Annotated in this window: 17 protein-coding genes; 10 read left to right on the forward strand and 7 right to left on the reverse strand. The window is 73.2% G+C overall.

All coding sequences use genetic code 11. The features are described 5' to 3' along the window. The first annotated feature begins 44 nt into the window (after window positions 1-44). From BXA11_RS17725 to BXA11_RS17735, 3 genes are all read left to right on the forward strand, one after another. Window positions 45-899 (forward strand): peptidylprolyl isomerase, encoded by an 855-nt coding sequence (locus BXA11_RS17725; protein ID WP_076435816.1) that lies wholly within the window; start codon window positions 45-47, stop codon window positions 897-899. Between the two features lie 61 nt (window positions 900-960). Next, entirely contained in the window at window positions 961-2,484 is a 1,524-nt protein-coding gene (locus tag BXA11_RS17730) for a WS/DGAT/MGAT family O-acyltransferase (RefSeq protein ID WP_076435818.1), read from the forward strand. 48 nt (window positions 2,485-2,532) lie between these two features. Next, window positions 2,533-3,729: an FAD-dependent oxidoreductase gene (locus BXA11_RS17735; protein WP_076435821.1), complete on the forward strand. Its 1,197-nt coding sequence runs from the start codon at window positions 2,533-2,535 to the stop codon at window positions 3,727-3,729. Here the strand turns inward: BXA11_RS17735 and BXA11_RS43940 are convergent. Continuing rightward, window positions 3,693-5,084, reverse strand: coding sequence for a serine/threonine-protein kinase (locus BXA11_RS43940; RefSeq protein WP_076435824.1), 1,392 nt, complete (start codon window positions 5,082-5,084; stop codon window positions 3,693-3,695). The genes BXA11_RS17735 and BXA11_RS43940 overlap by 37 nt on opposite strands. A 155-nt stretch (window positions 5,085-5,239) precedes the next feature. Between BXA11_RS43940 and BXA11_RS17745 the strand changes: the two genes are divergently transcribed. Continuing rightward, window positions 5,240-5,884, forward strand: a complete 645-nt coding sequence (locus tag BXA11_RS17745; RefSeq protein WP_083744343.1) for a TetR family transcriptional regulator — start codon at window positions 5,240-5,242, stop codon at window positions 5,882-5,884. 207 nt (window positions 5,885-6,091) lie between these two features. After that, window positions 6,092-7,921 carry an MFS transporter gene (locus tag BXA11_RS17750; RefSeq protein WP_051761388.1) on the forward strand — a complete coding sequence of 610 codons (1,830 nt, stop codon included), beginning with the start codon at window positions 6,092-6,094 and terminating at the stop codon, window positions 7,919-7,921. 96 nt (window positions 7,922-8,017) lie between these two features. Here BXA11_RS17750 and BXA11_RS17755 read toward each other — a convergent pair whose 3' ends face one another. Beyond that, a complete protein-coding gene (locus BXA11_RS17755; RefSeq protein ID WP_083744328.1) occupies window positions 8,018-8,614 on the reverse strand; it encodes a hypothetical protein in 597 nt (198 codons plus the stop codon). A gap of 131 nt (window positions 8,615-8,745) precedes the next feature. On the opposite strand from BXA11_RS17755, the gene BXA11_RS17760 reads away from it, so the two are divergent. Together BXA11_RS17760 and BXA11_RS17765 are read left to right on the forward strand one after the other, a co-directional pair. Next, window positions 8,746-9,009: a hypothetical protein gene (locus BXA11_RS17760; RefSeq protein WP_204053693.1), complete on the forward strand. Its 264-nt coding sequence runs from the start codon at window positions 8,746-8,748 to the stop codon at window positions 9,007-9,009. A gap of 149 nt (window positions 9,010-9,158) precedes the next feature. Then, window positions 9,159-10,631, forward strand: a complete 1,473-nt coding sequence (locus BXA11_RS17765; RefSeq protein WP_083744329.1) for an alpha/beta fold hydrolase — start codon at window positions 9,159-9,161, stop codon at window positions 10,629-10,631. A gap of 70 nt (window positions 10,632-10,701) precedes the next feature. Here the strand turns inward: BXA11_RS17765 and BXA11_RS17770 are convergent, their stop codons facing one another. The 5 genes from BXA11_RS17770 to BXA11_RS44600 form a co-directional block, all read right to left on the reverse strand. Further along, window positions 10,702-11,349, reverse strand: coding sequence for a hemerythrin domain-containing protein (locus BXA11_RS17770; RefSeq protein ID WP_036405429.1), 648 nt, complete (start codon window positions 11,347-11,349; stop codon window positions 10,702-10,704). 70 nt (window positions 11,350-11,419) lie between these two features. Then, window positions 11,420-14,770, reverse strand: coding sequence for an ATP-binding protein (locus BXA11_RS42200; RefSeq protein WP_076435829.1), 3,351 nt, complete (start codon window positions 14,768-14,770; stop codon window positions 11,420-11,422). 81 nt (window positions 14,771-14,851) lie between these two features. Continuing rightward, entirely contained in the window at window positions 14,852-16,171 is a 1,320-nt protein-coding gene (locus BXA11_RS17780) for an amidohydrolase family protein (protein WP_076435832.1), read from the reverse strand. Window positions 16,172-16,337: 166 nt separating this feature from the next. After that, complete coding sequence (gene mctP / locus BXA11_RS17785; RefSeq protein ID WP_076435834.1) at window positions 16,338-17,924, reverse strand: monocarboxylate uptake permease MctP; 1,587 nt, start codon at window positions 17,922-17,924, stop codon at window positions 16,338-16,340. Continuing rightward, window positions 17,921-18,142 (reverse strand): DUF3311 domain-containing protein, encoded by a 222-nt coding sequence (locus BXA11_RS44600; protein ID WP_239105020.1) that lies wholly within the window; start codon window positions 18,140-18,142, stop codon window positions 17,921-17,923. The genes mctP and BXA11_RS44600 overlap by 4 nt, the downstream gene beginning before the upstream one ends. Before the next feature lie 239 nt (window positions 18,143-18,381). Between BXA11_RS44600 and BXA11_RS17795 the strand changes: the two genes are divergently transcribed. From BXA11_RS17795 to BXA11_RS17805, 3 genes are read left to right on the forward strand one after another with little or no spacing between them, the layout of a single operon-like run. Next, window positions 18,382-18,924 (forward strand): DUF1697 domain-containing protein, encoded by a 543-nt coding sequence (locus BXA11_RS17795; protein WP_076435836.1) that lies wholly within the window; start codon window positions 18,382-18,384, stop codon window positions 18,922-18,924. Between the two features lie 32 nt (window positions 18,925-18,956). Continuing rightward, complete coding sequence (locus tag BXA11_RS43945) at window positions 18,957-19,853, forward strand: hypothetical protein (protein ID WP_204053692.1); 897 nt, start codon at window positions 18,957-18,959, stop codon at window positions 19,851-19,853. A gap of 13 nt (window positions 19,854-19,866) precedes the next feature. Beyond that, window positions 19,867-21,495 (forward strand): ABC-F family ATP-binding cassette domain-containing protein, encoded by a 1,629-nt coding sequence (locus BXA11_RS17805; RefSeq protein ID WP_076435839.1) that lies wholly within the window; start codon window positions 19,867-19,869, stop codon window positions 21,493-21,495. Window positions 21,496-21,534: the final 39 nt, after the last annotated feature.

Consider the following 21,534-nt stretch of genomic DNA (forward strand, 5'->3'; position numbering starts at 1 on the left):
CGCGACGCTTCGCCGATGGACACCACCTCGTGGAGGCGCCGGGAGTGGCGCGCGTGACCGGGGGCGTGCTCCCGTCGGAGGGCGTCCTCGCGGGCGACGCCGCGATCGCGGCGGTGGTGGGGGAGAGGGTCGTCTTGGCCGCCGAGGTGGACCGGCGGCTGCGCCTGATGCGCGGCGGCCCGCTCGCGGGCCGGCTGCCGCGCCCGGAGACCGCCGAGGGCCGCAACCTGCGCCGCTGGCTGGTGCAGGTCATGGTGGCCGAGGCGCTGGCCGAGCAGGAGGCGGCCCGCCTGGGCCTGGCGTCCGAGCATCCCGGCCCGCCCGAGCCCCTCCCTGTGCCCGAGCTCCCTTCAGCACCCGCGCAGTCCGAAGGCACGGCCGTCGTGCCCGGGGCCGTGCTCACCCTGGCGGGGGCGCTGCGCACCGGAGGAGTCGCGGCGGCGGTGCTGGCGGCGTCACCGGCGGCGCGAGCGGTGTGCCGGGTGCTCGCCGCCGGCCGCGAGCCGGCCGAGGACGAGGTGCGCGACTACTACCGGCGCAACCTCGACCGTTTCACAACGCCGGAGACGCGGTGGGTCCGTCCGTTCGGGCCGGTCCGGCGCGGGGAGATCACCGGGCCGATCGAGGACGCGGTCTTCGCCGCCCGCCAGGGGGAGACGGTCGGGCCCGTGGAGGGCCCCGGCGGCCCCTGGACCCTGGCGGTCGAGCGGATCGAGGCGGCGCGGCGGGAGCCGTACGCGGCCGTGCGGGAGCGGATCCGCGCGGAGCTGGCGAAGGAGAACGGGGAGCGGGCATTCGCCCGCTGGCTCGACGCGCGGCACGCCGGCTCGGTCGTGCTCACGCCAGGGCACGAGCATCCGGCCGACCCTGCCCAGCCCGACGCCGACCACCGGCACTGACCTGCGAAACACCCGGTTCCCCGGAGGTCCGACCCCGGCGTTTCGGGGCACGTGAGTAGGCATGGCACAGCAAGTCAGCGCCTTCGACGCGCAGTTCCTCAACTTCGAGACGGCCACCAACCTCGCGCACATCGCGGCGCTCACGATCCTCGACCCCTCCGGCAGGCCCGGCGGCGCGCTCACCCGCGAGGACCTGATCGCGCTGCTCAAGCGCCGGCTCCATCTCGCGCCGCCGCTGCGCAGACGGCTGGTCGAGGTGCCCTTCGGGCTCGACCACCCCTACTGGGCCGAGGACCGCGAGGTCGACTTCGACTACCACGTACGGGAGCTGGCACTGCCTCCCCCCGGCGACGACCACAAGCTCGCCGTGCAGGTCGCCCGGCTACACGGGGCCCGGCTCGACCGGGGCCGGCCGTTGTGGGAGATGTACCTGATCCACGGCCTGGCCGGGGGCCGGGTGGGGATCTACACGAAGGTCCACCACGCCGCCGTCGACGGTGTCACCGGGGCCGAGGTGCTGGCCGCCGTGATGGACTTCGAGCCCGAGCCGCCCGCCGTGCTCGCCCCGGAGGCCGCGGCCGAGCCGCAGCCGGCCCCCGACGCGGTGGAGATGGTGATCAGGGGCGTCGCACGGGTGCTGGACAACCCGTTCGCCCTGCTGCGTTTCGTCGCCGAGGCGGTGCCGCGGCTCGACGAGGTGCCGTTCGTGGCGCAGCTTCCGGGGGTGGGGCTGGTCTCACGGTTCGTCCGCGGCATCGGCGGCCGGGACGCCGAGCCCCTGCCCGAGCTGCCCCGCATGGTGGTGCCGCGCACGCCGTTCTCCGGGCCGATCTCCCGGCACCGCCGGTTCGCCTTCGGTCAGCTGCCTCTCGACGAGGTCAAGCGGATCAAGAACGCCTTCGGCGTCACGGTGAACGACGTCGTCATGGCGATGTGCGCCACGGCGCTGCGGCGCTGGCTGGCCAAGCGCGACGAGCTGCCCCGTCAGCCGCTCGTCGCCGGGATCCCGGTCTCCACCCGGGGGCAGGCCGCCAACGGCACGGTCGCCAACGAGGTCCTGCTGACCATGACGAGCCTGCCGACGGACGTGGCCGACCCGAGCGAACGGCTGCTGTCGGTGAACCGGTCGATGGGCCTGCTCAAGGAACGGCTGGCCGCGGCCCCGGCGGCCTGGCTCCTCGAGTTCAGCCAGGCGATGCCGGCCGCGCTGAGCGCGCTGGCGGCCAGGTCCGCCTTCCGGATCGCCTCGCGTACGGGTTCCGCGATGAACCTCATGATCTCCAACGTGCCTGGGCCTCAGTCGCCGCTCTACGTGGGCGGGGCGCGGGTCGCCGCGCTCTACCCGATGTCGGTGATCACGGACGTCAGCGGGGGGATCAACATCACGGTGTTCTCTTACGACGGCAGGCTCGATTTCGGAATCGTCACCGACCGCGACATGGTGCCCGACGTGTGGGACCTCATCGACTACCTGCGGGACTCGCTGGCCGAGTACGGCGCGCTGGCCGGCCGGGCCCGGCCCCGTACGCGCAGGGCGCGGCGGCCGGCGGAGCCGGGTCGCGAGAATTTCCCGCAAAACCGTTGATCTTGTTCGTCCCGCGCCGGACAGTGGTGGGGGCGAAGGAGGACAAGGGTGACAGGGGTCAGGACGGCGCTGGTCATCGGGGGCGGAATCGCCGGCCCGGTCACGGCGCTCGCACTACGCAGGGCGGGGATCGAGGCCACGGTCCACGAGGCCTACGAAACGCCCGCCGACGGGCTCGGCGGCTGGCTGCAGGTGGCGCCGAACGGACTGGAGGCGCTGCGGATCCTCGGGGCCGCCGACACCGTGGAGGCGAGCGGCCGGCCGATCAGGCGCACGATCATCGCGGACGGCCGGGGCAGGAAGTTCGGCGCGTACACCGGTGTGCCGGGTCTGCCGCCCGGCCGCGCTCTGCGGCGCTCGGAGCTCTACCGCCTGCTGCACGACCACGCGGCGGCGCAGGGCGTGCGAGTCGAGCACGGCAGGCGGCTCGACGGCGTCGAGGAGACGGACGACGGGGTGACCGCGCGGTTCGCCGACGGAAGCACCGCGACCGCCGACGTGCTCGTCGGCGCGGACGGCATCCGCTCGACGGTCCGCACGCTCGTCGACCCGGAGGCGCCGGGCCCGGCGTACGCCGGGCTGATCGCGTTCGCCGGCCGGGCGGATCTGACGGTGCCCGGCCCTCCGGACACCATGCACTACGTCTTCGGCCGGCGGGCCTTCCTCGGCCACTGGACCGGGCCGGACGGCCGCACCGTGTGGTTCGGCAACCTCCCGCGGCCCGAGCCGATGACCGCCGCGCAGGCGCGGGAGGTGCCCGCGGCGGAATGGCTGGAGGTGCTGCGCGAGGCGTACGCGGACGACGTGCCCGGCGGCGACCTGCTCCGGCACACCGAGGCCGCCGAGCTGTCCGCCGTGGGCGCGCTGGAGATCCTGCCCGCGGTGCCGCGGTGGCACCGCGGCCGGATGGTGCTGGCCGGCGACGCGGCCCACGCGCCCTCGCCCAGCTCCGGCCAGGGCGTCGCGCTCGCGGTGGAGAGCGCGGTTCAGCTCGCCCGCTGCCTACGCGACCTGCCTGACGTGCCCGCCGCGTTCTCCGCGTACGAGAGGCTGCGCCGGGACAGGGTGGAGAAGATCGCGGCGTCCGCGGCGAGGACGAACAGCAGGAAGGCGTCCGGCCGCCTGGCCCGGATGCTCATGAGCGTCACCGCGCCGATCGCCATGCGGACCTTCGCCACTCCGCGCAGGATGTTCGGCTGGATGCACGGCTACCGGATCGACTGGGACGAGACCGTCACGCCCTGATCGCTCGCCTGGCCGCGGTTCTCCAGCACCAGCACCGTGATCCCGGCCGTGAGCAGCAGGGCGAAGAGGGCGGCGACCACGGCGAACACGATCGACTGCCGGGACATGCCGGTGCGCGGCGGAGGCGGGGGAACCGGCCCCTGCCGGGGTCCCGGCGGCCGGTGACCGGATGGCCGGACCGCGTGCGGCCGGTGCCCGTCCGGCCGGAGCCCCAGTGCCGCGTTCGGCGCCACGTTCTGTGCCGCGTTCGGCGCGGTCACCGCACGGCGCAGGTCCTGGCCGCCCGCGGGAACGCCTCCGGCCGGGCCGGTGAGCGCGTGCCCCGGCGCGGCGGGGACGCGGGTCTCGCCGGGCCGCCGCTCCTCTGGGCGCCGTACGGACGCCGCGGCGGGCCCGGAGGGAGACGCGGTGGGCCCGGAGAGTGGTGGGGTGGGCCTGGAGGGAGACGGGGCGCTCCATCCCGGGCCGCCTGCCGGGCTCCCGGGCGCGGCGGGGTGCGGGTGATCCCCGGAGGCGGAGCCGTCCGGCGCCAGGGCGGCGAGCGCGTCCCGCAGCGCGGCTGCGGTCGGGATCCGCCGGGCCGGATCGGTCTCCATGCCGTGGCGCAGGACGGCGGTGAGCGCGGCGGGCACGCCGGGAATGTCGGGGACCGGCAGCCGGTGCAGCGCCATGATGGCCGCGATGTTCACCACGCCGCTGTCCGGGAAGCGCGGCGGCCTGCCCTGGAGCAGGGCGTACAACGTGGCCGAGAGCGCGTACACGTCTCCGGCGGCCGTGGGCTCGGTGAGGTCGAAGGCCTCCGGCGGAGCGTAGGCGGGCGTGAGCGACTCGCGCGTGACCGACACCTCGCCCCGCGCCGCGCCGCTCTGTCCCGGCATCGTGGCCAGCCCGAAGTCCGACAGGGCGACCATGCCGTACGAGTTGACCAGGATGTTGGCGGGCTTGAGATCGCGGTGGAGGACGCCCACGGCGTGGGCGGCGGCCAGCGCGTCGGCGATCTTGACGCCGATGTCGCGCACCTCGCGGGGGCCGAGCGGGCCCGCCTCGCGCAGCCGGTCGGCGAGCGACCCGTGCGGGCACAGCTCCAGCACCATGTACGGCCGTCCGTCGGGCAGCACGCCCGCGTCGTAGACGTCGGCCACGTGCGGATGGCCGGACAGGGCGCCGGCGGACGTCACCTCGCGCATGAACCTGCGCCGGTCGCGGTCGGAGACGAGCACGCGGTTGTCGACCTTGAGCGCGACCTCGCGGCCCACCGCGAGCTGCCTGGCCCGGTAGACGACCCCGAAGCCGCCCTGGCCCAGGATTCCGAGCACCTCGTAGCCCGGCACCAGCGGCCCGCCCGCCTCGCCCACCCCGCACCTCCAGAGCCCGGCGGAACCGTTCAGCGGCAGATCCCTGACCGGAGGATCCGGACCGGAAAACCCGCGTCCGGCACATTACCGGAGTGATCGCCCATAGGGCCCGGTCTTGATCCAGGCGACGCGGAATCGGCACCTATGCTGTGCTCATGACGGGGCTCACAACGGGCGGCGCCACGACGGGAGGCACTGCGACAGGCGGCACTGGGGCGGGAGGCACCGCGACGGGAGGCCGGAGCCCGGAGCGGCGCAGGGACCTGCTCGACGCGGCCGACCGGGTGATCCGCAGAGAGGGCCCGCAGGCGTCCATGGCCGCGATCGCGGCGGAGGCGGGGATCACCAAGCCGATCCTCTACCGTCACTTCGGCGACAAGAGCGGCCTTTATCAGGCGCTCGCCGAGCGCCACACGCGCGTCGTGATCGACCTGCTGCGCCCGGAGTTCGCCAGGGCCATGTCCGACCCCCGGGCCCGCGCCCGGGGCGCCATAGAGGCGTACCTGGAGACCATCTCGGCCAACCCCAACCTCTACCGCTTCCTGTTCCACCGGGCCAGTGCCGAGGACTGCCGCACCCGCACGCAGATGGCCGCCATCGTGCGCAGCGTCGGCGAGGAGTTGGGCGCGGCGCTCGCGGAGGAGGGCGTCGCCGACCCGGTACGCGCCCGGGTGCTCGGCCACGCGTTCGTCGGCATGGTGCAGGCGATCGGCGACTGGTGGCTGGAGAACCCCGGGCTCGACCGCGACACGGTGGTGGACAGCCTCGCCGACGTGATCGCCGGGGCGCTCCGACCCTGACGACGCCTGCTCTTGTCGTCCCCAATCGGCTCAGATACCGCCCAAATCCGTTTAAGGGCCCCCTTGTGGCCTTCGTAGCGCATGCCCGCGAAACATCGATGTCACCCGGTCAGGGTAATTTAGTTGCGCTAACTAACTGTCCGTCCGTCACGCGCTGCGCGGAAACAGGCCGTGCGCTGTACGGACCAAGAGGAGGGGAACCACTCCGTGGCCGTAGCGAACCAGTCCCGGGCGGGGACATCGCCGCAGTCGGCGCCGTCCTCGCGGTACAAATGGATCGCGCTGTCCAACACCACCCTCGGCGTCCTGATGGTGACGATCAACCAGTCCATCGTGCTGATCGCCCTTCCGGACGTCTTCCGCGGCATCCACCTGAACCCGCTCGACCCCGGCAACACGGGCTACCTGCTGTGGATGATGATGGGCTTCATGGTCGTCACGGCCGTACTGGTGGTGATGTTCGGCCGCCTGGGCGACATGTTCGGCCGGGTCCGCATGTACAACCTCGGGTTCGCGGTCTTCAGCCTGTGCTCGATCATGCTGTCGCTGACCTGGATGGACGGCGACGCGGGGGCGCTGTGGCTGATCGGGTGGCGGATCGTGCAGGGCGTCGGCGGCGCGCTGCTGTTCGCCAACTCCACCGCGATCCTGACCGACGCCTTCCCCGTCCGGCAGCGGGGCACCGCGCTCGGCATCAACTCGATCGCCGCCATCGCGGGATCCTTCCTCGGCCTGGTCATCGGCGGCGTCCTGGCCCCGGTCGACTGGAAGGCGATCTTCCTGGTCTCCGTGCCGTTCGGGATCTTCGGCACGATCTGGGCGTACGTCAAGCTCAAGGACAACGGCGTGCGGCGCCGGGCGCGCATGGACTGGTGGGGCAACGCGACCTTCGCCGTCGGCCTCATCGTCCTGCTGGTCGGCATCACCTACGGCATCCAGCCGTACGGGACCGGCGTGATGGGCTGGGGCAACCCCTGGGTGATCGCCGCGCTCGGCGGAGGCGTCCTGCTGCTCGCGCTGTTCGCCTGGATCGAGACCAAGGTGGACGAGCCGCTGTTCCGGCTCGAGCTGTTCCGCAACCGCGCCTTCCTGGCGGGCAACGTCGCCAGCCTGCTGACCGCCCTCGGACGCGGCGGCCTGCAGTTCATGCTGATCATCTGGCTGCAAGGCATCTGGCTGCCGCTGCACGGCTACAGCTTCGAGGAGACGCCGCTGTGGGCGGGCATCTACATGATCCCGCTGACCGTGGGCTTCCTGCTGTCGGCGCCGGTCTCCGGCTGGCTGTCCGACCGGTTCGGGCCGCGGATGTTCACGGTCGGCGGCGCGCTGGTCACCGCGGCGAGCTTCTACGCCCTGATGACCCTGCCCACGGACTTCGGCTACGGCGTCTTCGCGCTGCTCATCCTGATCAACGGTGTCGGGTCCGGCCTGTTCTCCTCGCCCAACCGGGCGGAGATCATGAACTCGGTCCCGGCGGAGTCCCGCGGCGTCGGCGCGGGCATGACCGCCACCTTCCAGAACTCCTCGATGGTGCTGTCCATCGGCGTGTTCTTCAGCCTGATGATCGCGGGCCTGGCGCAGTCGCTGCCGCACACCATGCACGACGAGCTGGTGGCCCAGGGTGTGCCCGCCGCGCAGGCCGAGGGCATCGCCCAGCTGCCGCCGATCGCCGTGCTGTTCGCGGCGTTCCTCGGATACAACCCGTTCCGGCAGCTTCTCGGCGGCATCCTCGACCGGCTGCCCGACGGCGGCGCCCACCTGACGAGCAAGGAGTTCTTCCCGCACCTCATCGCGGGCCCCTTCCACCAGGGCCTGGTCATCGCCTTCTGGTTCGCCGTGGCCGCGTGCCTGGTGGCCGCCCTGTCGTCGCTGCTGACCGACCGCGTCGGCCGCAGGCACCGCGCCGCCGCCCACGAGTCGCTCGGCTCCGAGCTCGCCGCGGTCTCCGGCGAGGCCGGCCTGGCCGGCAACGAGCTCGTCGTCCCGGACGAGGAGTTCGACGCCCAGGGCGCCGCGCCTGACACGAGGAAGCCCTGACTGGCCCGGCCGCTTCTGTTCTCCGCCGTGTCCCCGCCGTGTCCCCGCCGTGTCCCCGCCTCGTCCTCATCGGGACGAGGCGGGGCGCGCCGGTCCTCAGCCGACCGTCACCCTGGCGTACTGGTAGGCGGTGCGGCCGTTCTCGTCCCCGGAATGGGACCGGCCGGTCATGACCTCGTTGGTGCCCGCCCTTGAGGCGTGCTTGCTCTCCTTCATGTACTCCGTCCAGTGACGGTCGACGAGCCGCACCGGCCTGCCCTGCCACGACAGCCGGGAGCAGTAGTAGAAGGTGAAGCCCTTCTCGTCCCCGTAATGGTCCCGGCGGACGAGGGCGTAGTCGTCGGGAGTGACGAAGTAGGTGTGGTCCTCCCACTCGTCGTCCTTGTACGGGGGGTTCACCACCACGACCCGCTCGCTGTTGATGTAGATCTGGCCGCAGAAGTACGTGGTGTAGCCGTTCTCGTCCCCCGAATGCGCCCGGCCGATCATCACCTCGTCCTCGGGGCACCAGAAGTAGCTGTCCGATTCCCGAACCGTCGCGGTGTAGCCCTGGAGCACCTGGACGAACGGCGCCGCGGCCGCGGCCGCCGGGGCCGGGGGGGTCACGGTCAGCGCGGTCAGCGCCGTCGCCGCCGCCGCGGCCGATAACACCTTCTTACGCATGGAGACGTCCTCGTTCCTGTCGTGTCTCATCCACGACGGAACCTTCGTCCATGCCGCTTCATCGATGCTTGGCCCCGGCTTGTCGGCTACTTGGACGAGGCCGCGGCGGTCGTGTCACGTCGTCCGCTCAGCACGTCGAAGGGGATCGCGGGACGCGGACCTTGCGGCTGCTGGGCATGGCCGGCCACGACATGCTGGACGGCTGGCAGCCCGCGCCGCTGGGCGCTCTGGCGTTGATGTTCGTCGTCACCGGCGTGCCGCATTTCCTGCCCTCATGGCGGCGCGACTTCGTCGCCATGTTCTCGGCCAACGTCCTGGCAGCCCGCCGCGGCCTCACCCTGGCGGGAAAGCCGGTGACCCCGCTGCTCGCCCGCACCGCTCTGCAGGTGCTCTTCGTCGCCGCCGCCGTCGCTGCGGCCGTGTGAACCGGAGGCCCGCCGGCGTGCTCCGCTCGGCGCCGCCGTCGGCAGGGGGATATCCCTACGTCCGATCGGGGGGCCTATCGGATATCACCCGGCACGCGTCTCGGCGAGCGTGAGACGAAGCGGCACAAACGCGAAGGAGGGCACGACGCATGCGTGGCAGAACACGACTCGTGGCCGCCGGGCTCGCGACGGCGGCGATGACGGCCGGGCTCGTCCCGGCGCAGGCGCAGGCTGCCGAGCACCGGGCGGCGAAGGACCGGGCGGCGATCGAGTGGACGGCGTGCGAGGGGGCAGGGTTTCCCGCGGAAACGCAATGCGGCACGATCGACGTGCCGCTCGACTGGGCCCACCCGGACGGGCGGACGACGACCCTGCGCGTCGCGCGGCTGCCGGCCACCGATCCCGCCCACAGGATCGGCAGCGTGCTGCACATCCCCGGCGGCCCCGGCAACAGCGGGATCGAGGACATCAAGCAGGCGGCGGGCGATCTCGCCGGCATCAGAGAACGCTTCGACCTCGTCTCCTACGACCCGCGCAACACCGATCTCGCCGCCAAGCTGCCGGAGTCCTGCGCGCGGCCGGCGGTGCCGGCCCTGATCGAGCCCCGCGACCGGGCCGAGTACGACGCCCAGGCCCGCGCGATCGCCGCGGCCGTCCGCAGGTGCCGGGCCGGGGACCGCAGCGGACTGTACGGCAGGCTCGACTCGGTGTCGGTGGCCCGCGACACGGAGGCGATCCGCGCAGCCCTGGGGGAGCCGCGGCTCAGCTTCATGACGGAGTCCGCCGGAGGGGTGCCGGCCGAGGCCTATCTCCGGCTGTTCCCGGAACGCGTCCGCGCCATGTACCTGGACGGTGTGGTCGACCAGACCGCCGGCTGGACGAACCAGAGCCTGCTGGGATACCGGGACCTGCAGCGGATATTCGGCCGCTTCACCGCCTGGTGCGCGCGGACCGTCGCCTGCGCCCTGCACGGCGAGGACGCCGGGAAGGTCTGGCGTGACCTCACCGCGCGGGCCGACAGGTCGCCGATCCCGGTCACCTCGCAGCGGTTCGGCCGGGGGAGGCTGACCGGCTCCTCCCTGCGGTGGTTCGGGTTCGCCCCCGACCCCGGGCCGGGGGACTCCCGATGGCTGACCTTCGCCGAGGCGGTCGACAAGGCCCGGCGCGGCGACGGCTCGGGCTTCGCCGACGCCGCCCTGGGCAACGCCCGCGCATGGACGACGCCCCTCGCCCTCGGCATGACCTGCGCCGACGACCGGGGCTACCACGGCTACGAGGAGTACGTCAGGGCGCGCCGCGAGGCGCGCAGGGTCTCCCCGGACCTCGGCGGCGCGACCTTCGACCAGCTCGGCTGCGCGGGGTGGCCGCTGCCGATCGCGAACCCGTCCCGCCCCCTGCCCGTCCGCGGCCTGCCGCCGCTGCTCGGCGCGGGCACCTGGAGCGACTACACGCTGACCGACAGCCTGGTCCGGCGGGTCCCCGGCTCGGCCACCGTCCGGTACGACGGCCCCGGCCACGTGCTCTACCTCTCCGGCAACCGGTGCGCGATCGGGCACGCCACGCGGTATCTCACGGACCTGACGCTGCCCCCGCCCGGCACCGTCTGCCTCCCCGGCGACTGACCGGGCTCTCCGGGCGCGGCCTCCGCACGATCACGGCGGAGGCCGCCGGCCATGTCACCCATCCACCTCCTCACCCGTACACCTGCGACACCCGGCGCTCGTAGGCGCGCCGCCAGGAGAGCCGGTAGAGGACCCGCATGATCGCTGGAGCGGAGCCGAAGATGTGGTCGCGGTCGGCGGGGGTGGCCACGTCGAGCAGCCAGGCGGCGAGCATCGGCAGGTCGCGGCCGTGGCTCTTGGTGACCTTCTTGCCCGACTCCTCCCACCAGGCCGCGCTGACGTGCTCCCTGATGAGCGGGACGACCTCGGACTCCTCCAGGTCGAGGTGGGTGTTCAGCAGCCGGTCGAGCGAGCGCAGGTCGGCCGCGACCTCGCGGGCCGGCCTGCCGCCGCCGGAGAGTCTGCCGATGACGGTGTCCATCTCCTGGTGGTCGGCCTCCAGCCGGTCCAGCACGGTACGGGCCTCGGGGACGAGGCCGCGCAGCAGCGGCCAGATCGCCTCGTCCTCCTCGGTGTGGTGGTGGTGCAGGGCGCGCAGCAGCAGCGCGAGGTGCTCGTCGACGACCGCGCGGCGCCGCTCGTCGCGGGGGTCGCAGCGGTCGAGGACCTCGGCCAGCCTGCCGAACTCGCGCCGCAGGCCGGTGTGGAAGACGAGGAACGTGACGAGGTCGGGAGCGGGGTCACCCGGTCGGCGCCGGGTCTGCGTCGGTGTTGTCATGGCCCCACGATGGCCCCGGCCCCTTCACCGCCACTCAACGTCGACTTGCGGCCCGCTCCCCGGGAGGTTGTCAGCCGCGTACGGCCTCGCGTTCGCGGGCGATCCGGGCGGCCCACCAGGTCAGCCCGGCCCCCGCGCAGCGCTTCGCGGCCGTGTCCAGATGCGCCCGCGCCGCCTCCGGCCCGGCCGCACCGCCCAGGTGGGCCATCCGCCCCAGGTAGTAGCCGACCGGCCCGGCGCAGAACGTCCCCGCCCCGAAGGCGATCCTGTCCTCGTACGGCAGGAGCCTGCGATAGGTCAGGGCGCACGCCTCGTGGTCGCCCGCGACGATCTGGGCCTCGCCCAGCAGGCACAGCCCCGGCAGCTCGCCGAAGTCGCGCGGCAGCACGTGCCAGCCCTGTTCGCGTGCCGTCTCGGCCGCCGTGCGGTCGCCCCGCGAATCGGCGATGAGCACGCCCATCACCTGGCGGTGGGCGGGGAAGGGGGAGTAGTGCGTCATCAGCTCGTCGGCGCCCTCGAAGTCGCGCATCGCGAAGTGCCGCGTGAGCAGCGCGGAGGAGAGCGTGCTGCTCGTGTGCCACAGGTTCAGCCGCTCACCGGCCTCGGCCGCCGCGGCGTACGCGTTGCCCGCGCCGTCGAAGTCCCCGTCGAGGAGACGCCGGGTCCCGGTCCAGATGAGGTGCTGGAACCGGGGCCAGGGCAGGTCGAGCCGCTCGACCAGCACCCCCGCCCGCTCGGCGGCCCGGTCGGCACCGGCCACGTCGAACAGGTCGATCCGGGTCCGCTCTCTGATCATGTGACCGAGCAGCTCGAACCCGGGCAGCCCGAGCCGGGTGAGCTCCTCGCCGATCGCGTCGAGCTCCGTCATGTGCTCGGGGAGCTGCACGCCCAGATACCGCGCGTTCAGGGTGATCGCCAGCAGTTCCGGGCCGGCCTCCCCCGAGGCCACCAGTCGGCGGGCCATCGCCAGCGCCTCGGCCGTGGCGGTGTCGCAGCGGGGGTCGGCCGAGCCGTCGTAACGTTCCATCCCCAGGCAGCCGAGCAGCCTGCAGCGCAGTTCGGAGTCCCCCTCGGGCAGCGCGGTGAGGGCGTCCTCGATCCGCCGCACGGTGTGCAGCTCCACGTCGCCGTAGGTGTAGAACTTCCACAGCCCCGGAGCGTCCAGGCTGGTCAGCGCTCGCGCGGCGAGCAGCGGGTCGCCCGACCTGTCGGCCGCGAGCACCGCCTCCGCCCGGGTCTGCCTGGCCGAGAAGCCGTGACCTGCGGCGAGCTGCGCGCGGACCAGCTGGAGCAGGAGCTCGACGTGCTCGCGGGGGTCCGCGCCGGGCAGCGTTCCGTGCGCCTCGGCCGCCCGGCGCCACCACTGCGCGGCGTCCTCGTACGCGTGCCGTCCCGCCGCCTGCCCCGCCGTGGCGGACGCCCAGCGCACCGCGTCCGCCGCGGCGGCGGGCCCGGCGGCCATCGCATGCCTGGCGAGGACCGCGAGGTCGGCTCCCGGCCGCAGTTCGAGCGCCCGGAGCGCGGTCAGGTGCAGCCCGGCCCGGCGGCGCGGCGGGATGTCGGCGTAGACCGTCTCCCGGACCAGATCGTGGGTGAAGCGCAGGTCCTCGTCGAGAACGCGGAGGGCGGTCGCGGCGTCGAGCGCCTCGTCGACGTCCGCGTCCGCGTCTGAGGCGTCCGAGGCGTCCGCGACGACCTCGGCCAGCAGCCGCCGGTCCGCGCCGGTGCCGAGCACGGCCGCCGCGTCGATGGCGGGGTGGTGCCGGGCGGGCAGGTCGAGCAGGCGGCGGCGCAGGACGTCGGCCAGGCCCTCGGGCACCCCGGTGAGCGCCCTGTCGATGCCCTGGTCCTCGGCCAGCCGGAGGGTCTCGCGGATGAACAGCGGATTGCCCCGGGTCCGCTCGGCGAGCGCCGCCACGCTCGCCGCGTCGCGCAGCCCCGACAGCTCGGCGACCGCGGCGGAATCGAGCCCGGCGAGCGGCAGGCGGAGGGCGTCGTGCCGTCCGAGCAGCCCGAGCGTGTCGTGCACCGCGGCCGGCCCCTCGCCGGACCGCACGGTGATCACGACGGCGACCGCGCCGCGCAGCAGCAGCGCGAGGTCGGACAGCAGGCCCAGCGACGCCGTGTCGGCCCACTGGAGATCGTCGATCACCACGAGCAGCGGCCGGTCGGCCGCGGCCGACTCCAGGTAGGCCGCGGTCGCCTGGTGCAGCCGGAACCGGGCCTCGCTCGCCTCGGCGGGCCGTCCGGCGCCGGTGGCGGGGCCGTCTCCCGCGACGGCGTCGCCGAGCAGCACCCGCAGGGCGGCGGCCTGGGCGGGGGACGGGGGGACCCGGCCGGCGAGATCCCGCACGACCTGCTGCCACGGCCACAGCGCGGGCACGCCGGAGGTCTCGTGGCACCTGCCCCAGGCGACCAGCCAGCCCTCGGCGGCCCGCCGCTCCGCGAACGCCTCCGCCAGCCACGTCTTGCCGATCCCCGGTTCCCCGGAGATCACGGCGATCCCCGGCCCGCGCTGTGTCACTCCCCGGGCCGCCTGGATCACGTCCCGCGCCAGCTCGTCGAGCCGGTCGACCTGCGTCCCCCGGCCGACGGCGCGACGTTCCGGCAGGTCCGCCTCGGCCCGCGCCGCCTCGGCCCGCGTCGCCCGGCCCTGCCGTACGGGGGCGGGAGCGTCGAGGGCTGTGTCGAGAGCCCTGTCGAGAGCCGTGTCGAGGGCGGGGTCCTGGGCGAGGATCGCCTCCTCCAGGCGGCGCAGCGCCGGGCCGGGGTCGAGGCCGAGCTCCTCGGCCAGGCGGCCCCTGGCCGTGCGCAGCGCCTCCAGGGCGTCCGCCTGCCGGCCCAGGGCGTAGAGCGTGCGGGCCAGCAGCTCCCACAGCCCCTCCCTCAGGGGGTGCGCGGCCACCAGGGCCTCCAGTTCGCCCACCACGTGGGGGTCGCCCACCCGCCCCGCCAGGAGACGCTCCCGCGTCACCAGGTGCGCCTCGGCGAGCCGCTCGATCTCCGGCCGGAGCCAGGGCACGTCGCCGAACTCCTCGTACGGCGTGCCGCGCCACAACGCCAGGGCGCGTTCCGGCTCGCCGGCCTGGGCCAGGCGGACGAACTCGTCGGCGTCCACCTCGTGCGGCCCGAGCGCGTACCCCGGAGGGCGGCTGAGGAGCACGGACGAGGGCGTGCGCGGAGCGCGGCCGGGTTCGAGCAGCCTGCGCAGGTTGGAGATGTAGCTGTGCAGCGTGCTCTGGGCGCGCGGCGGCGGCGCGCCGTCGTACAGGTCGTCGAGGATCGCGTCCACCGACACGGTCGCGCCCCTGGAGATCAGCAGGCGGGCCACCAGCAGCCGGGGCCGTGGCCCGCCGAGGTCGACGGGAACGCCGTCGACGTACGCCTCGACCGGGCCGAGCACCCGGAACATGACCGCCATGCCGGGATTGTGCCACGATCATCGGCCGAGACTGAGCCTTCAGCAGGGAGACTGAGCCCTCGGAAGGGGAGCACCCTGCTCTCAGGCGCCCAGCACGCCGGGCACGGCCGCGCGGAGGTGTGCGAGGCTCGCGGCCGCGGCGTCCATGGCCCGACCGACCGGCCCGGTGAGCACGCCGTCCCGCTTCACCACCACGCCGTCGCAGACGACCGTACGGACCAGCCCGGGGTGGCCGGCGAGGACGACGGCGGCGCGCGGGTCGAGCATCGGGGCCATGGCGGGGGTGCCGGCCTCGACCACGATCAGGTCGGCGCGCTTGCCGGGTGTGAGGCTGCCGGTGACGGCGGACAGCCCGGCCACCGCGGCGCCGTCGGCGGTGACCATCCGCAGCAGGTCGGCGGCGGCCAGCGGCGCCGGGTCCTGCGTGAACCTATGGTGCGCGAGGGCCGCGCGCATCTGCGTGAACATGTCTCCCGAGGTGGCGACCTCGGTGTCGGTGCTGAGGCCGGTGACGAGACCCGCCCGCAGGAGACGGCCGGTGGCGGGCGTGCCGAGCCCGGGCATGGTCATCTCGATGAACGGTGAGACGCTCGCGGTCGCGCCCGCGCCCGCGGCGGCCTTCAGCTCGTCGTCGCCGGTCGCGCTCGCGTGCACCAGGGTGATCGTCTCGTCGAGCAGGCCCTCGTCGTGCAGCCATCCGACGCTGCCCGCCTTGTCGGCGGAGCCGACGTGCATGGTGGTCCGCAGGCCGAGCTCCCGCGCGAGCAGCAGGTCGCGCCGGGCGGCGGACGGCGCCGACACCTCGGGGCCGCGCGCCGCCAGGGCCATCGTCACGCGGGCGGTGTCGTCGCGGAGCACGTCCCTGACCCGGCGGACGTCCGCGGGAAGCTCCGCGTCGCTGTGGTCGCCCACCCAGGCGAGCGGGTCGATCTGCGGCCAGCCGTAGGCGAAGACGCCGCGGATCCCGCTGTCGCGCAGCGCGGCCACGGCGGCGTCGCTGTGCTCGGGGGTGTTCTGGATGTGGGACCAGTCGACGAGGGTGGTGATCCCGGCCTCCAGCGCGCCGAGCGCGCCGAGCAGGGTGCCCGCGTAGACGTCCTCGGGCCGGAAGTTCGGCCCGAGCTGGAGGAACGCGGCCCCCAGGTAGTCCATCAGGCTCCAGTCGAGCCCGATGTGGCGCAGCGCGGACTGCCAGGTGTGGCGGTGGGTGTCGACCAGGCCCGGCATCACCACGCAGCCGGAGGCGTCGACGACGTCCGCGTCCGGGGACGCTCCGGCGGCGGAACCGACCGACACGATCACGCCGTCGCGGACGACGACGTCGGCGGGGCCGTCCGGCACCCCAGGGTCCATGCCGATCACGTGGCCGCCGGTGACGATCAGGTCGTTGCTGAGAGGCATCCTTCGCTCCTTCGTCGTTCGAGGTGATGCCTCTTTGTCCCACCGCATGCTTGTGGCCGGCTCCACGCGGCGCGCGCCGTCGCGTCAAGCCGGCCACAAGTCCGTACGGAGCCCGACCAGGCGGCCACGGTCTGGGAGGACCCCAGGTACACGGTCCCGGAGGACATCAGGAAGCGGGCGCCGTCGTCTCCAGTTCGTGGACGCGCGGGTCGCCCTGGTCGGCGAAGTAGTCCTCCGCCCGGGTGCCGTCCGGGCCGTCGGCGCTCTTGAGCGCGCGGGCCACGAAGGTCCCGAGCACGGCGACGACCAGGTTGACGATCAGCGCGAGGAACCCGGCGTACACCGTGATCTTGGTGTCGAACCCGAGCTGCGACAGCGGGAAGGCCGAGCCGCCGAAGTGGTCGTGGTTGGTGGCCGGGTTGGCGATGTTGTACAGCAGCAGCATCCCGGCCGCCATGCCTGCGGCCCAGCCGGCGATGAGGCCGCCGCGGTGGAACCACCGGGTGTAGAGGCCGAGGCCCACCGACGGGAGCGTCTGCAGGATGATCACGCCGCCGATGAGCTGCAGGTCGATCGAGAACTGCGGATCGATGAGCAGGATGCACAGCACCGCGCCGACCTTCACGGCCAGCGACGCGATCTTGCTGGCCGTCGCCTCCTGCGCCGCGGTGGCGTTCCGGTTGAAGTACTCCCGGTAGATGTTGCGGGCGAACAGGTTGGCCGCGGCGATCGACATGATTGCGGCGGGCACGAGCGCGCCGATGCCGACGGCCGCGAACGCCACTCCGGCGAACCAGTCGGGGAACACCTTGTCGAACAGCTGCGGCACGATCGTGTTGGAATCCTTGCCGATCGGCGTGACCCCGGCCGCGATCGCCATGTAACCGAGCAGCGCGATCAGGCCGAGCAGCAGGCTGTAGGCCGGCAGGGCGGACATGTTCCGCTTGATGACGTTGCGGTTCCGCGAGGCCAGGATGCCGGTGACGCTGTGCGGGTAGAGGAACAGCGCCAGCGCCGAGCCGAACGCGAGCGTGACGTACTGGAGCTGGTTGTTCGCGTTGAGCGTGATGCCGCCGGTCCCGGCGGTGTCGAACTTCTCCTTCGCGGAGCCGAAGATCGCGTCCCAGCCGCCGAGCTTGGCCGGGATGTAGATGATCGCGACCAGGATCACCAGGTAGATCAGCGAGTCCTTGACGAACGCGATCAGTGCGGGGGCGCGCAGCCCCGACTGGTAGGTGTAGGCCGCGAGGATCGCGAACGCGATGATCAGCGGCAGGTCGCCCGTCAGCCCCATCGTCTTCAGCACCGCCTCGATGCCGACGAGCTGCAGCGCGATGTACGGCATGGTCGCGACGATGCCGGTGATCGCCACCAGCAGCGCCAGCGTGGGGGAGCCGAAGCGGACGCGGACGAAGTCGGCCGGCGTGACGAGGTTGTGCACGTGCGAGACCGACCACAGCCGGACCAGCACGAGCATCACCATCGGATAGACGACCACCGTGTACGGCACGGCGTAGAAGCCCATGGCGCCCGCGCCGAAGATCAGGGCGGGCACGGCCACGAACGTGTAGGCCGTGTAGAGGTCGCCGCCGATCAGGAACCAGGTGATCCAGCTGCCGAAGCTGCGCCCGCCGAGGCCCCACTCGTCCAGGGTGGCGAGGTCTCCGGGGCGGCGCCAGCGGGCGGCGAGGAAGCCCATGCCGCTGACGACCAGGAACAGGAGCGTGAAGATGACGATCTCGGTGGTCTTCACCGGCCCCTCCTCGTCGCGCGGTAGACGAGGGTGGTGGAGGTCACGCCGAGGATGATGAAGGCGAGTTGCAGCCAGTAGAACATCGGGATGCCGAACAGCCGCGGTTCGTCGGCGTTGAACAGCGGCGGGATGAGCGGGATCGCGATCGGCAGCAGGAGCAGCCAGTTCAGCGGGCTCCGGTCGGGGTTTCGGCCGCGGTCGGCGCGGGGGGTCGTCACACGTTCTCCAATCGGACACGGACCAGGCGTGCCCGGCAGATCCGCGTGACGGGCCGTCGCGCGGACCAGCGGGACGGTTATTCGGCGGCAGCGTAAGGACCCACAGGTCACAGGGAGATCACCGATCGCCGAACGGTCGTGTTGGCGCGCCCAGCGACGACAGAGGCTCATGACAATCCGATACCTGACGCTGTCTGACAGGAACGGCCGGTAGCTTCCCAGCGAAGGGAGGCGATGCGATGCGGTACGTGGCGCTGCTGCGCGGCATCAACGTCAACCCCGCCACCGCGGTGGCGATGGCCGATCTCAGGGCCCTGCTGGAACGGCTCGGGTACGGGAACGCGCGCACCCACCTGCGCAGCGGGAACGCCCTGTTCACCGCTGGCGGGGACGCCGATTCGATCGCCGCCGCGATCGAGCGCGGGCTGCGGGAGGAGCTCGGCCTGTCCGTCGCGGTGATGGTCCGTACGGCCGAGCAGCTTCGCCGCGTGGTGGAGCGCAACCCCCTGGAGGTGCGGGACCCCGCCAGGTTCGCCGTGGTCTTCCTGTCCCGGCCGCCGGACCGGGAGGGGCTCGCGAGCATCGATCCGGCGGCGTACGCCCCGGAGGAGATGCGGGTGGGCGAGCGGGAGCTCTACGTCCACTTCCCCGACGGGCTGCGGCGTCCCAAGCTGCCGCCTCTCCTGGAGAAGCACTCGACCGGCCCGGCGACCATGCGCAACTGGAACACCGTCACCCGCCTGCTCGCGCTCGCCGAGGACCTCGGGGAAATATCCGGATGATCGGGCCGGGACGACGCGTCACCATGGGTGCGATGACGACACCGAATCTGCCGTACCGCTGGAACCTGATTCGGCCCGACCCGCTGGGCACCCTTCTCGACGGCCGTCCCGAGCCCGACCTGCCCTATCTGGACGACCTGGTCGAGTGCGGAGCGAAGGTCCTGGCCCGCAGCGGGGACGGCGACGTGCACTTCGTGGGCCGTTCGGCCGACAGCATCTTCGACCTGCTGTCGAGCACGCTGTCGGCCACCTCGCGTCCGGACCGGGTGCGACTGCTGCCGTTCTCCTACCGGTTCGAGGAGCCGCCGCGGCCCCACGAGATCCGCCGGTTGCGCGTCAACCTCCACGCCATGGGCGTCAGCCCGCACGTCCTGGCCCGCCGCAGGCGGCCGATCGTGTTCGCCGACCTCGTCCACCGGGGATACACCTTCACCCACTTCTACGAGCTTCTGCGCGACTGGATCGACGACGAGCACGAGGCGTGGGAGGTGATCCGGCTCAAGCTGCGCTTTGTCGGCATCACCGAACGCGGGAAGACCAGCCCGAAGACGTGGCGCTGGTGGCAGGACTGCGCCTGGACGGCGGAACTGCCGCGCAGCGGGGTCACCAATGTCTCCGTCGACCGCTTCTTCTGGTTCTACCTCGGGGACCATCAGAAGAAGCTGACGCTGTCCTTCCGCCCCACTCGCTGGGCGGACGAGACAGTGGCCCGGCCCCGGCACGACGAGAAGACCCTGGACGCCCTGACCGAGGCGGTCGCCGTCGTCGAACGCGGGCGGACCCCGGAGGTCCGCACCGCGCTGGCCCGCCTCATGGCCCGGGAGCCGTCCTTCGCGGAACCGTGGCTCCGCTCGCTCACCCTCGAACTCAGGCACGGCACCCCATCGAGGCGCCACCACGTCCGGCGGGGCTCACGCGGGACCCGGTAGGGTCGGTCTTCTGATGAGCGCCACTCTTGTCGCGAAGGAACTCGCCGCCGGGCACGGCGACCGCGTCCTGTTCGCGGATCTCGATCTGGTCGTCGCGCCCGGGGACGTCGTGGGGCTGGTGGGGGTGAACGGCGCGGGCAAGTCGACGCTGCTGCGCCTGCTGGCCGGCCTCGACGCACCCGAGCACGGCGGCGTACGGCTCAGCCCGCCCACCGCCAACGTCGGCCATCTGCCGCAGGAGCCCGAACGGCGGCTCGGTGAGACCGTCGCCGCCTTCCTCGCCCGCCGCACCGGGGTCGCCGCCGCGCAGCGGGCCCTCGACGCGGCCACCGAGGCGCTCGTGAGCGGCGACCCCGGCGACGCGTACGCCGAGGCCCTCGACCGCTGGCTCGCCCTCGGCGGCGCCGATCTGGAGGAGCGGGCCGCGGAGGTGGCGGCCGACCTCGGGCTCACGGTCGGCCTGGAGCAGGAGATGACGTCCCTGTCCGGCGGTCAGGCGGCCCGGGCAGGGCTGGCCTCGCTGCTGCTCAGCCGTTACGACGTGTTTCTGCTCGACGAGCCCACCAACGACCTCGACCTCGACGGCCTGGACCGGCTCGAACGCTTCGTGGCGGGACTGCGCGCCGGGACCGTGGTCGTGAGCCACGACCGCGAGTTCCTCGCCCGTACGGTGAACAGGGTGGTCGAGCTCGACCTGGCCCAGCAGCAGGTCCGCGCGTACGGCGGCGGCTACGACGCCTACCTGGAGGAGCGCGAGGTCGCCCGCAGGCACGCGCGCGAGCAGTACGAGGAGTACGCCGACACCAGGGCGTCGTTGGAGGCCCGCGCCCGGTCCCAGCGCGCCTGGATGGAGAAGGGCGTCAAGAACGCGCGCCGCAAGGCCCCCGACGGCGACAAGCTCGGACGTAAGTTCCGCACCGAGGCGACCGAGAAGCAGGCGGCCAAGGCGCGGCAGACCGAGAGGATGATCGAGCGGCTGGAGGTCGTCGAGGAGCCGCGCAAGGAGTGGGAGCTGCGAATGGAGATCGCGGCCGCGCCCCGCTCCGGGGCCGTGGTCGCGACGCTGCGCGGAGCGCTCGCGCGACGTGGCGCGTTCACGCTCGGGCCCGTCGACCTGCAGATCGACTGGGCGGACCGGGTCGCGATCACCGGCGCGAACGGCTCGGGCAAGAGCACCCTGCTCGGCGTGCTGCTCGGCCGGATCCCCCTCGACGAGGGGACGGCGGCGCTCGGTCCCGGTGTGGTGGTCGGCGAGATCGACCAGGCCCGCGCCCTGTTCGAAGGCGACGAGCCGCTGCTCGACGCGTTCGGCGCGCTCGTCGACCTGCCGCCCGCCGACGCCCGCACGGTGCTGGCCAAGTTCGGCCTGCGCGCCGACCACGTGCTCCGCCCCGCGGCCACGCTCTCGCCGGGCGAGCGCACGCGGGCGGCCCTCGCCCTCCTCCAGGCCCGCGGGGTCAACCTGCTCGTCCTGGACGAGCCCACCAACCATCTCGACCTTCCGGCGATCGAACAGCTGGAGTCCGCGCTCGCCTCGTACACGGGGACCCTGCTGCTCGTCACCCACGACCGGCGCATGCTGAAGGCCGTCCACACGACACGCCGCATCGTCGTCGAAGCGGGCCGGATCCACGAAGCCTGAAAGCCTCCCGCGGCGCGCCAGGAGGTGACCGGACGCCCG

This window comes from Microbispora rosea, assembly GCF_900156315.1.
Lineage (GTDB): Bacteria > Actinomycetota > Actinomycetes > Streptosporangiales > Streptosporangiaceae > Microbispora > Microbispora rosea.